The sequence below is a fragment of the Mycobacterium sp. SM3041 genome (genome assembly GCF_039668335.1).
GTDB lineage: Bacteria > Actinomycetota > Actinomycetes > Mycobacteriales > Mycobacteriaceae > Mycobacterium.
In genome coordinates this window covers 112483-124800 of the sequence record NZ_JAYXBQ010000002.1, presented here as the reverse complement: position 1 = coordinate 124800, position 12318 = coordinate 112483, and the positions used below count along the sequence as shown (strand labels likewise).

The window sequence follows — 12318 nt, the reverse complement described above, 5'->3', positions numbered from 1 at the left end:
GGGTCGGCGTATCGGCTGTCGCGCCCCGCTGGCGTTGTGGGTTTTCTATCAATTCATCTCAGTGGCGAGCCTGAAAATGCATATGGATGCCACAGGTCCGATGACGTTCTACAGACCACCTTGTGCACTACAGTCGTTGCAGGACAGACTGATTCACCTAGGAAGGGAGCTACATGTCCAGCTCAATCACACGTCGGCCCAAGTTTGTCGGCGCCGCCGTATTCATCACCGGGCTTGGATTGACCGCCAGCCTGCTTGGTGCAGGTGTGGCCAATGCCGGTCCGCCTCTGCCGCCGCCAAGCCAGTGCGCACCGCCACCCGCTCCGTGCCCGCCGCCGCCTCCGCCGCCGCGGTGATCAAGAGGATTCCCTGACAAACTGTCCAGGCGGCGCAGCGCGCGTGAAATCGCGTGCTGCGCCGCCGCCATTTTGTGTCATGCATGCCTCTTGTCATCGTCGTCGATGTGGGCATCGGCTTCGAAACGCGTTGATGCACAGGATGCTTCAACATGCCGAACAGCGCAGCCAAGGTCGCCGCGCATCGCCCCGAGATCAACGGCGGATGTTCCTGCGGCGAGGTACGTCGACGTCGATCGGGCCTGCGATCCTTCCGAAACCTTCAGTGGCTCAGCCCTTATCCCCGTACTCGGAAGTGGCGACCGAGCGCGTGCCGGCGTCCTCTGCACGCAGTGGCGGGCAGTTCATCGCGAGGATTCCTGTCGTGACTACAATTCTGATTGTTATTTCCTATGCGCACGACAGCTCGTGCATAGCAGGAGGTCATAGGCTGGATTCGCCAATGGGCCCGCGACAGCCTGTTGGTTATCGGTGATGACCTTCCGGCATCATCTCAATTAGTGCGACACGCGAGCGACCAGTCCTCCCGGTCTCTCGCGTGTCGCACCCCTTGTGCAGTCCTGTTGCGCTGCATTGATTTTGACTAATCGGTCTTCACTACCCGGTGGAGCTGCTTGTTTTGGCCGTCCAGGTCGGCATGAGCGTGCGCGAGGTTTGACCTTGGGAATTCCTATGGATCTTGTATCACCCAGATATGGATATTGAGGCGCGCGTGGCGGTTATGACCCTGCTGGTCCAATTGTTGAGGATCGGGCGCCGACCGGCTATTCGGCACACATGATTGTGTAATCAATTGGCGCACAGCGTATTATGAATGCGCTAGATAATGATCGTGTCGTCACGTACCGGCGCGAAATTGCCCACGTAGGGCAGAATTCGCAAAGGTCGCTAGTCCGGCGGGCCCCAACGACGTGGGCTAAAGTCGGCGCCTGTCAGCTTGTTTCACAGTGGGGAGATGCGCATATGCCCAAGCAGTACAGGACGCATCGTCTGGCCAGGATGGCATTATTGGTGATCGCGTCGGTGAGTGTGGGCGCAGGCGTCGGTGCGGCGGTTACTGCGGTCCTGAGCCTGCGTGGTCCCAATCCGGCCGGACGCGGCCTGACCTAGCCAGCACACGCCACGGCCGCTGCATTCTTCGGCTATCCGACAACGGTATTGGACAATTCCTGCCTAGGATGCGCTGTGTTGGTCCGCGGTGAGGTCGTAGTAGGTCACACCGTCGACGGTGGCGGCGGTGAAACTCTGTTTCACCCAGTCGGCGATCTTGTCGCCCTCGGTCTGCGCCCCGCTTTGTCCGCCGGGGAATCTGGGGCCGCGGGAGGCAATGTAGTAGTGAATCCGCCCCTGGGCGGCGTACTGCTGGAACTGCGCCAGGGTCGGTGATGGGTCCATGCCCCCAAAGCCGCCGATCGGCATCACCGCGTGGCCGGTCGCCAACTGGTAAGTGGCGGCGTCATTGGCGCCGTTGGTGGCCGCCACCCACTGGTAGTTGTCTGCATTCGCTTCGAGCAGCTGTTCCAGCCGCGTGCTCGATGCGGTATCGAAGCCGGGTGGCATGCTGGGGAAGTGCTGGCTGCTGAGCTGCGGGCCGGCGGTCACGATGCCGCCGTTGTGCGGGGTGGCTACGGTCTCTACACAGTAGGCCAGCGGACCGGCCAGCACTGCGACGACAGCAAGTGGGGCCGCCCACGATCCGAACGGGATGCCGCGCAGTACATCGGCTACGAGGATCAGCGCGGCGCCGGCGCCGATCACCGCCACCGGCCAACGCAGCCAAGGCGCGAAATCCGGTGTGCGGTTCAGCAGTACCCAAGACCAGCCCGTGGTCAGTGCAATCGCCGCTGCCAGGGTCAGACCGATCCACATGGTGGCTCGGCGTCGCCAAAGCTCGGTGGCTCCGATGCCGACCAGTGCGGCAATGGCGGGGGAGAGCGCCATCGTGTAGTAGTCGTGATAGAGGCCGGACATGAAGCTGAAGATGACGCCGGTGCCGAGCAGCCAGCCGCCCCAGACCAGGTACTGAGCTCGCTGCGGCTCGGTTCTGGACGCCCTGCCGCACAGGATTATTCCCGCGACGAGGAAGATCAGAGCGGCCGGCAGAAGCCACGATATCTGTGCCGCGGACGCGCCCGTGAACAACCGAAGGATGTTGGGATCGGAACCGAATGGGAAGCCGCCATGCTTACTACCTGGCGGCAACTCCGCGCCGGCGGGTAGCTCCGGTAATCCGCCGTGGCTGCCACTGAGCCGAGATATTCCGTTGTATCCGAACGTCAGGTTCAGGAAGCTGTTGTCGGTCGAACCACCGATGTAGGGCCGGCTGCGGTTCGGGATCAACTCGACCAGGGCTACCCACCAACCGCCCGCCGTGACCATCGACAGCAGCGCTGCGATCAGTTGCAGCCCCCGGGTACGCAGCCGGGTCGGCCCGGCGATCAGATAGGTGAGGACCAACGCGGGTACCACGAGCATGACTTGCAATTGCTTTGTCAGAAAACCGAATCCGATGAGTGCGCCGCAAAACGCCAGCCACCGCGTGCGGCCGTCCTCGACGGCGCGCAGTAGGGCACCAACCGCGCCGATCATGAGCAACACCAGCAGGGCATCCGGATTGTTGTAGCGAAACATCAGAGTGGCCACCGGCGTCAAAGCCAGTGCGCCGCCGGCGATCAGGCCCGCGACCGCACCGAATTGCCGGCGGACGATCACGTACAGAAGTGCGATAGAGGCGAGGCCGATCAGCACTTGTGGTAGCAGAATCGACCACGTGTTGACGCCGAAGATTCGGGCGCTGAGCTCCATCGGCCACAGCGATGCGGGCGGCTTGTCCACGGTGATGGAGTTTTCGGCATCCGACGAGCCGAACAGGAATGCCTTCCAGCTCTGCGCGCCTGCCTGCACGGCCGCGGCGTAAAAGGCGTTGGCCCAACCCATTCGGCCGAGAGTCACGGTCCACAAGACCGCGGTGGCCGCCAAGAGGCCGGCGAGCGCTGTGCGCGCCCACCGCGGGTCGGACTGTGAACGAGCGGCCTGCGGCAGTCGTGCCGGATGCAACGTCGGGTTCTGCAGCATGCGCTCATCTTCTGTGACTTACCTGGGAAGATCGTTGGGCAACTGTGGGGCGCGGCTATGACTGTGGGCCGCGTGCCGGCAGCGTCACCGTGAACGCAGACCCGTTCGGGCCACTGTTGACTGAGATGGTGCCGCCGTGGGCTTGAGCTACCGCCTGGGCGATGGCCAATCCGAGGCCGGTGCTGCCTGCCGCTCGTGAGCGGGATTCGTCGCCGCGGGCGAAGCGTTCGAAGATTTCCGGCAGTAGATCGGGCGGAATTCCGGGGCCGCTGTCGGCCACCGTCAGTGTTGTTGATCCGTCGTCGCCCACGGCGAGTGTGGTGGCCACCTTGGTGCCGGCGGGGGTGTGGACGCGGGCGTTCGACAGCAAGTTGGCCAGTACCTGGTGCAGCCGCTGGCGGTCACCGACCACAACGACAGGCTGGTCTGGAAGGTCTAGGGCCCAACGATGTTCAGGCCCCGCCATGTGGGCGTCGCTCACGGCGTCGATGACCATTTGGGATAGGTCGACGTCGTTGTTCTCGAGTGGGCGGCCGGCGTCCAGCCGGGCCAGCAGCAGCATGTCCTCGACCAACTGGCTCATGCGCCGGGACTCGGCGTGGACCCGGGTGAGCGCGTAGACCAGATCGTCGCGTCGCGCATCAGGCCTCTCGGCCACCAAACGTCGTGCCACCTCGGTGTAGCCCTGGATGGAGGCCAGCGGCGTACGCAATTCGTGACTGGCGTCGGCGACGAACTGGCGTACGCGGGTCTCGCTTGCGTGGCGGGTGGCCAATCCGTCGGCTACCCGGTCGACCATGCGGTTGAGGGCGGTGCCCAGCCGGCCCACCTCTGTATGCGCGGCGTCGGCGTTGACCGGTTCGATCTGGGACGGAAGTCGTACGTCGCCTTCGTGCAACGGAAGTTCGGCAACGTGTTGCGCGGCTTCGGACATCCTTGACAGCGGGACGAGCTCACGGCGAATCATCGCGCTCCCAGCGGCGATCGCCGCCGCCAGCGCCACCGCAGAGAACCCACCGATCATCCAGGTGACCGATCCCAGCGTCTGTTGTACTCCCGATACCGGCAGGCCTGCCACCACAACCGTATCCCGGGACTGCTGCGCGGTAAGGCGGTAAAGGCCCAGACCGTCGAGGTAGACACTCACCTTGTGCCCCTGGGGAACTCGCTCTAGCTGTGTCAGTGCCGCAGGGCTGACGGAGCGCCGATCGCCGCTGGTCATGATGACTGCCGCCTGACTCTGACCGGGCCCCGAAATGATGGCGCCCACGGTGCCTGCCGATTGGCCGGGCGCGTCGAGAAACATCGGCCCGGGACCGGAGAATCGCAGGAATGGCGGCGGTCCGAACTCAAAGAACGTTACGGACCGCGATTCGGCGTCGGAAACCTGGCTGTCGAGTTGGTTGATGAGGAAGTGCCGGAGCGCAACCAGGGTGGCGGCTCCGACAGCGGTGCACAGTCCTGCTCCGAGCACCGCAACCACGACGATCAGGCGGCTCCGCAACGTCCATGTACGCGGCGCGCAATTCCAGCGACATCGCGATGATGGGGCAGGGTCCGCCACCACGATGTCACTGAGGTTTGAGGACATAGCCGATCCCGCGGACCGTTTGGATCATGGGCGTGCGGTCGGCATCGATCTTCTTGCGGAGGTACGAGATGTACAGCTCGACAACGTTGGAGCGGCCCTCGAAATCCCAGTCCCATACGGCGCGGAGGATCTGGGCTTTGGTAAGTACCCGTCTCGGGTTGTTCATCATCAACCGAAGAACTTCGAATTCAGTTGCGGTCAAATTGATTTCCGCTCCCGCACGGGTTACTTCGCGGCTGTCTTCGTCTAGCACCAGATCGCCGACGACGAGTTGAGCACTGTCGGCGGCAAACCCGATGCCGGACCGGCGAACCAGTGCCCGCATGCGGAGGACCATTTCTTCGACGTTGAACGGCTTCGTGACGTAATCGTCTCCGCCCGCGGACAATCCAGCGATGCGATCTTCGATGGTGTCTTTTGCGGTGAGCAGCAGCACTGGTAGTTCTGGGCGGATGCGGTGAAGTTCGTGGAGGACGTCGAGGCCACTCATGTCGGGCAACATGATGTCGAGCACCACGATGTCGGGTTTCTCGTCGGCGGCCTTTTTGATGGCCGATGCACCGTCGCATGCTGCCGTGACGAGCCAGCCCTCGTAGCGCAGCGCCATGGCGACCAGGTCGCCGAGTGCCGGTTCATCGTCGACCACGAGCACCTCGATCGGGCTGCCGTCGTGGCGAGTCATCGGGGCCGGAGCTGCAGGGCCGGTGGCTTGTGGCCGACGGGTCGCCTCGTAGGCGTCTGGCGAGTGTCGCATCGCGTCATTGTTGCCAACCGGATTAGCGACGATCTGTGGTTGACCTATGGATGACCTATGAAACACAGCTTTCAGGTGGTAGTTGATTGTTGATTGTCTGGCGTGACCACCCAACATCGGTCGGGTCCCGCCTTGGCCCGGGAGTACTTGCCTGGTCCGCCGCATCTCGTCGGGCATCTCTAGGGAGTACCAGCAGTCGGGTTCATGAAACCCCCTGCGCGTCGTCCATTCATTTGGTCGAACGAATGCGGGAGGCCTGGATCAGGAGATCGATCCAGGCCTCCCATTTTCACCGTCGGCCTATAGCGGTGGAAGCAATGGAATCCCGAGAATGTTCGGTACTCCAAGCGCTGGAGGCGGGGGCGCAGGTGGACCGACACACGGCAGCAGCAGAACACACCCTCCCGGTGCCCCCGGGGCTCCCGGTCCGGGTGGGGGCGGTGGCATCGCGCCGGCCGTTGCCGTTTCGAATCCGATTGCGCTGAAAGCCAATCCGGCACATACGGCCACTGATCCGACTACTAGACGTGACTTCTTCACGATGTCCTTCTCCTCTGCCAAATTCGGTGGGCGACGGAATCGACGGTAGTCGGCGAACATAGGCAGAAACTGTCGGTCGATTAGGGCCGCCGTATCAGTTTTGGCTGTCGTCTTCCGTCCGTCTGACCGGGTAAAGCGATTGGTGACCGTCGCGCGTTCGGCGACGGCGTAATCGGAGAACGAATAATCATCGCGGCCGGGAATTCATAAAAACTCTTCGACAATCGCGGAGTGATCACCTTCCGCGATTGGATACGCCGATATCCGGCGGATGTGGCGGTGCACCGAGCGGCCAGAAGACGCATCGAGACGAAAGACGGTCGGCAACAACGTGATTCATTGATCGCTGAGTGCCGGTGATATCCAGGGATGCCCGCGCAGGCTGGTCCCCAACCCTAGTGACGACCCGGCGGACCGCCGATGCCGCCCATGGTCACATCGAGACCGAGGGCAGTGGCGCAGACGGCGCCGGCGATCGCCAGTGCTACCCAATCGGACCGGCGGAGTTTGGTGCGGCCGGCGGTGAGTTGTCCGGTTCCACCTCGGGCGGCGATCGCATCGCCCATTTCGTCGGCGCGGCGAAACATCATTGCAGTGACGGTGGCTATCAGGTCGACACCGTCGCGGATACGCTGTCGCACCCGTCGTATCCCGCTCAGCTCTGGTGCGGGCCGCAAGGTGCGGGCCGCGTTCACGACCCTGAATTCGTCGATCAGCATGGGGAACGACCGCAGTGCCAAGGCCAGGGCCACCGCGAGGTCGTCGACAGGGATAGCCAGTCGGCGCAATGGGCGGCCCAGTGTCGCGATGGCCGGCGCGACATCGGCGACGTCAGTGGTCCAAGAGAGCACCGCACCTGTGAGCAACAGGACCATGGTCAGCGCCGAGAGTTGCAGGAATTGAAGGAGGCCACCGAGTTCCACATGCAGGCCGGCGATGACGACCAACGGGGGCCCGCCTGCGCACAGGAGGACCGCGGAGCCGATCAAGACGACTGCCCATACCGGCGGCGGTACGGACGGAAAGGCGGTCCTCGGGATGCGTGCGAGCCAGATGGCCGCCAGGTCCAGGACGCCGACCGCGGCGATCGGGACGGGGCTGGGATCGATGGCCAGCATCACCGCGACGGCGATGGCGACGATGATCTTGGTGCCGGCCCACAACGAGTGGACCGGGCTTGTTCCCGGGATGGGTCGCATGAGTACCAGCGGCCTCGGGCCCCGAGACTTGTCTTGCGTACGGGGTGTCATGACGATGCCCCCGTCGCGGGCGACACTGGAGTCTCGATCGCGCCGTTGTGCAGGCGGACCACTCGCGGGCACAACTGGTCCAGGCCGAGGAAGTCGTGCGAGATCATGATGATCGTCAATCCGGTGGTGTGGCGCAGGTCGGTCAGCATCTGCACGAGATCGCGTGCGCTGCCAGCATCCAGGCCGGCCAGGGGCTCGTCGAGGATCAGCACCCGGGGCCTGCGGGCCAATAGGCCCGCGAGCACCAGTCGGCGCTGCTGTCCGCCGGAGAGTTGATTGACGCGGCGCCGCGCGAGTGCGGCGTGCAGGCCGACACTGGCCAGCGCGGCCACCACGCGATCCGTCTCATCTGCATCGAATCCTGCGGCGGATGCGATTTCCAAATCGACCCGCGGCCGCATGAGTTGTAGGCGCGCGGCTTGGAAGGCGATGGCGATCGTGCCGACCTGTTCAGCGGCGGGTTGGCCATCGATCTGGACCGATCCTGCGGAAGGCGCGGTCAGGCCGGCCATGATCCATGCCAGCGTCGACTTGCCGGACCCGTTGCCGCCGTGGATCAAAATGCCATCGCCCTGGTGCACAGTGAGGTTGATGTCGGACAGCGTGGTGTGTGCCCATGGGGTGCCCGTCGCGTACTGATGGCTGACGCCGTCCAGTCGCAGCACGGGCACGCCGGTTGCCGCGGGCAGGCGACCGACAGCGGCCGGGGCTGAAGTGGGTGCCGCGACGGTGGACACCATGGCGGTGTCATTTCCGGTTCCGGACAGGCTGATGACCCGGTCGGCGCTCTCGGCTTCGTCGCGGTAGTGGGTGATCTCGACGACTGACATTTGCTGGTGTGCGGTCAGGCCGTCGACCACCGCCAGCAGCGCTTCACGGCCCTCGGGGTCCACCATTGAGGTGATTTCGTCGGCTACCAGAAGTTTCGGCGAGCGGGCCAGCGCAGCGGCCACGGCCAGGCGCTGCAGTTCACCTCCGGACAGGCCATTTGTCGCGCGCTCACGCATCCCGGCCAGACCTACCCGGTGCAGGATTGCATCAACGTCCACCGGTGTGTCCGGGGGCAGGCCCCAGACGACGTCGTCAGCAACCCGCATACCCAGCACCTGTGTCTCCGGGTGTTGCAGCACCACAGCGGTGCCTCCAATGCGGCCCAGGCCGACTGCACCGGGCCGGTGGACCGCGCCGGTGGTGGGTTCGGCGCCGGCGAGAATGCGTCCCAGTGTGCTTTTGCCGGACCCGTTGCCACCGACCACGGCGAGACGCTCGCCGACATCGACGGTGAAGTTGGTCGGCGCCAGCGCGTCGTGTTCGGCGTCGGGATACCGGAAGCTGACGTGGTCCAGATGCATCGGCAGCGGGGCGGGGGCGGCCCCGGCCAGGTCGGCCGGGGGCGGGTCGAGTTTGTGGACGTCGGGGATCCCGCCGAGGCGCCGCAGGACACCGGACATGATCCACCAGCCGATGACAGACACGAGCGTCACGACGGCCGCCATCCAGCCGGTTAGCAGCAGTGGCCAGGCTCTGAATCCGGCCGAGGTCAGGTGCGCCAAGCCGTCGCCGAGGTCACGTAGGGCGGGAACGGCGTGTAGGGCGGCAACCAGTCCGTTCGTCGTCGCGTTCAAGGCGCTGAAGATCAGCGACCGCAACGGCGTCAGCACCAGCAAGATGCCGGCTGTGACGGTCCCGAGGACCGCGCCTGCGGTGAGACCGGTGAGGGCGACGGTGACGATACCGCCGCCGCGGCGTTTGACGATGCCGGCCAGCCCTCCGATGTAGGCGCAGGACAGCACGGTAATGGCGCCGGGCACACCAATGATGAGGAATGCGATCATCGCACCGGCGATGGCAGCGGTGATCAATACCCGTAGCCGGTGGCGGTGAGCGAGTAGCCCGATCGGCACGACGGCGGCCAAGGCCAGGAATGCCGTCACCGGCACCACGGCTGTCGAGATCGCCAGGCCTGCTGAGGCCGCAGCGACCGTCGCGGCGTGTGCCATCTCCCCGGGGAGCAGGCCGGCGCGGCCTTCGGTGCGAACTCGGCTAGCCACGGGCGTCGTCGCTCATGTTGACCGGGCGTGCGGCACGGGGCCACGCCAGCGGATTCAATGCGCGGTAGGGGTCGGCGGCGCGAACGCTCAGAAGGTCGACGAAGCTGGTTTCCAGCGCTTCCTGGGTGGTCTCCTTGACCGTGGCGATCCATGTCTCACCGGAGACATCGGCGGGTTTGGTCGTGGTGATGGGGGCACCGAACCTCAGGTACATGCGCTGCGGCCGTGGGATGAGAGTGGGACCGATCCCTCGCATCAGCGGGATCGGCATGTTCGGACGGCCGGTGATCTTCTCGCTGATCGTCATGCTGAGCCGGCCCAGCGTGCTGTCGCGGGTGAACAGATGCTGGTACATGTCGTCGCCGCCGACCAGGGTCACCGGCACGATCGGGTAGCCGCCGATGATGGCTTCGCGGGCGAAGCCCGCTCGGCCGAGCCAGTTGATGGTGTTCTCTTCGCCTTTGAACTTGGCGAGCTCGCGGCCGCCGCCGGGAAACACCAGAATTGTGTCGTTGTTCCGCATCAATTCCTGGGCGTTTTCCGGAGATCCGACCACGGCGCCGACGGCGGCGACCACATCTCCCATGGGGCCGCCCATCTTGCCGATACCCCGCTCTGCCAGCGGCCGCACCCGCGTCCCGATGCCGCGCCGCACGTAGTGCAGGATCAGCGGCACCTCGATGAAGCTCTGAGTGTGGTTCGCCACCAACAGAAATCGGCCGTCGGCCGGCAGGCTCTCGAGCCCTTCGACGTAAGGGCGCATCAGGTCGACGATGGGTTCGGCGGCATCGCTGACCGACCCCAGAACCCGGCGCAGTAGCTGTACCCGCGCTGGTTGACCGAGGTTCTCTTCAGCGGTGTAGTGGATTGTCATGACGATGATGTGCTCCGATCCAGGTGTCGATTTGCCGAACCAGGCGGCGATTTGGCCCGATGGCGGGTGAGGCAGGCCGTGGGATTGCCGAGATGCAGCGACCTCGGTGCCTGGTGCGACCGGTGTGGCCCGGGAACTTCGCCGGCCCCGACCCGCTGCCCAGTACGGACGTGAAGCTATCGGCCGAATCCATCAAACCTCTAGGACATTGCTTGCGAAAACGTATGAATACAGCTGGTTTTGAGTCACAGCCGGCCCTACCCATGACCATCGTCACGGTCGAATGTCGCGAGTCTGTCCTGGCCGCTGAATCGCCACGCCATAATGGGACCGTTGTTTGGGGTGAACGAAAGTTGGTGCGGTCCAGCAGCTCTGGCGCAGGCTGCTAGGTGTCAGGCAACGAAACTCGCGGAGTCGCAAAGTCCGTGCGCATGTGGTCGATCTTCTTGGCAAGACTCCGTGAGTGCTAGATTCCAGTGAATACCGTTGTTGGACAGTATCTTCTGGAGTCGGTAGAGGCTTTTGTATGGCGCCTCGGCCGTACAGCGACGATACGGAAACTCGGGATCCGGGGTAGGCATAGCCGACTCCTATGACGTCGATACGGATTTCCCAGAGTCGGCGGCTACGTTTTGCCCAGCACGGCAGCCAATCGAGGGAGGTCCCTGCCGCATGAGAATCAAACTGATCACCCGAAGTACCGTCATTTCAGCCGCTGCGCTCGCTATTTCGCTGACTGGTGTCGGCATTGCACAGGCCTCGCCCGATACGGTCAACCAGGACAATCAGGCCGGCCATTCCCGCTCCGGGAAGACGGCACGTAACAACACCAACGGTCTTGACTGGGGCGATGATTGGAGCCTGGGTGGCTTTCCGCCGATCAACCTGTCGAGTTTGCCGGCGCCCAACGTGAACCTGTCGGTCCCGCTGTCATTGGGCATGCCTGGCTTATCCCTCCCAAGCCTCAACCTCAGTCTGTTTCACTAGGCGTGCCCTGTCGTAAGTCCTCAGCCGGAAGAGGCAAGGCACTCACGGGGCCACCAACGCCCCGATTCCAGCTCCAGCCGGTGATCTAGACGCTTGGGTGCGACCAACTTGGGCACCACCGTGGGTTTCTCGGCGGGTGGCCGAGCTGCCCGGTTGCGGTCTGAGGTCAGTACAACTCGTTCTCGTAATGAACGTCGATCACCGCGTGGAGTGACCCCGCCAGGTCGCCGAGTTTCTCAGCCATCTTCGCCGCGCTCTCGGTGATCGTGAGGGTGTAGAAGTCCCCGCCTAATGTCACAGCGTCGGCCAGTCCGCGGCTGTCACCTTCCCACAGCTTGGCCCGGATGACGGCCTTGCCGCATTGCCCGAACACCTCGCGGATGCGCACGATGGTGGCCAACACCGCGGGTTTGCCGTCGGCGCTGAGCATCTCGAGCAATTCAGGGTCATCGGTGACGAACGCGTCCCCGTTCACCCGGATCACCTCGCGGATGCCCGGCACGAAGAAGACCAGTCCCACCGCGGGATGCTCGGTGATGTTCTCGTGGGTATCAGCGAGCTTGTTGCCCGGCCGGTCGGGGATGGCGAGCGTCCACGGGTCGAGGATCCGCACCGAACCGGGTGGGTCGCCCCGCGGGCTGGTGTCCAGCTGACCGTCGGCGCCGACGGTGGCCATGCAGAAGAACGGGCTGTGCGCGATGAAGCGAGCCGAGAATTCACCGAGTTTCGGCTCCTTCTTCTCGGCGATGAACCTCTCCGGGTATCCGACGATCTCCCTCACCCGCTCCATGGAGATGGGGGAGTACGAATCTGCCGCTGTACCTGTTGATTGCAGCATGG

General features: G+C 64.2%; 8 protein-coding genes. 1 reads left to right on the top strand and 7 read right to left on the bottom strand.

The window, feature by feature from the left end; genetic code table 11:
• Positions 1 to 1529: 1529 nt before the first annotated feature.
• The 6 genes from VXD91_RS02415 to VXD91_RS02390 all read right to left on the bottom strand — a co-directional run bounded on the left by VXD91_RS02415 (position 1530) and on the right by VXD91_RS02390 (position 10491).
• Positions 1530 to 3431, bottom strand: a complete 1902-nt coding sequence (locus tag VXD91_RS02415) for a glycosyltransferase family 39 protein (protein ID WP_346414544.1) — start codon at positions 3429 to 3431, stop codon at positions 1530 to 1532.
• A gap of 55 nt (positions 3432 to 3486) precedes the next feature.
• Positions 3487 to 4935, bottom strand: coding sequence for a HAMP domain-containing sensor histidine kinase (locus VXD91_RS02410; RefSeq protein WP_346414543.1), 1449 nt, complete (start codon positions 4933 to 4935; stop codon positions 3487 to 3489).
• A 67-nt stretch (positions 4936 to 5002) separates the two neighbouring features.
• Positions 5003 to 5704, bottom strand: coding sequence for a response regulator transcription factor (locus tag VXD91_RS02405; protein ID WP_212814657.1), 702 nt, complete (start codon positions 5702 to 5704; stop codon positions 5003 to 5005).
• Positions 5705 to 6711: 1007 nt separating this feature from the next.
• Complete coding sequence (locus VXD91_RS02400; RefSeq protein WP_346414542.1) at positions 6712 to 7515, bottom strand: energy-coupling factor transporter transmembrane protein EcfT; 804 nt, start codon at positions 7513 to 7515, stop codon at positions 6712 to 6714.
• Between the two features lie 47 nt (positions 7516 to 7562).
• On the bottom strand, positions 7563 to 9566 hold the full coding sequence (locus VXD91_RS02395) for an ATP-binding cassette domain-containing protein (protein ID WP_346414604.1): 2004 nt from the start codon (positions 9564 to 9566) through the stop codon (positions 7563 to 7565).
• 43 nt (positions 9567 to 9609) lie between these two features.
• Positions 9610 to 10491 (bottom strand): 1-acyl-sn-glycerol-3-phosphate acyltransferase, encoded by an 882-nt coding sequence (locus VXD91_RS02390; RefSeq protein WP_346414541.1) that lies wholly within the window; start codon positions 10489 to 10491, stop codon positions 9610 to 9612.
• Positions 10492 to 11163: 672 nt separating this feature from the next.
• Between VXD91_RS02390 and VXD91_RS02385 the strand changes: the two genes are divergently transcribed.
• The gene (locus tag VXD91_RS02385; protein WP_212806792.1) at positions 11164 to 11478 is read left to right on the top strand and encodes a hypothetical protein; all 315 of its coding nucleotides are present in this window, start codon (positions 11164 to 11166) and stop codon (positions 11476 to 11478) included.
• A gap of 166 nt (positions 11479 to 11644) precedes the next feature.
• On the opposite strand, the gene VXD91_RS02380 is transcribed toward VXD91_RS02385, so the two are convergent.
• The gene (locus tag VXD91_RS02380; protein WP_346414540.1) at positions 11645 to 12316 is read right to left on the bottom strand and encodes an MSMEG_1061 family FMN-dependent PPOX-type flavoprotein; all 672 of its coding nucleotides are present in this window, start codon (positions 12314 to 12316) and stop codon (positions 11645 to 11647) included.
• Positions 12317 to 12318: the final 2 nt, after the last annotated feature.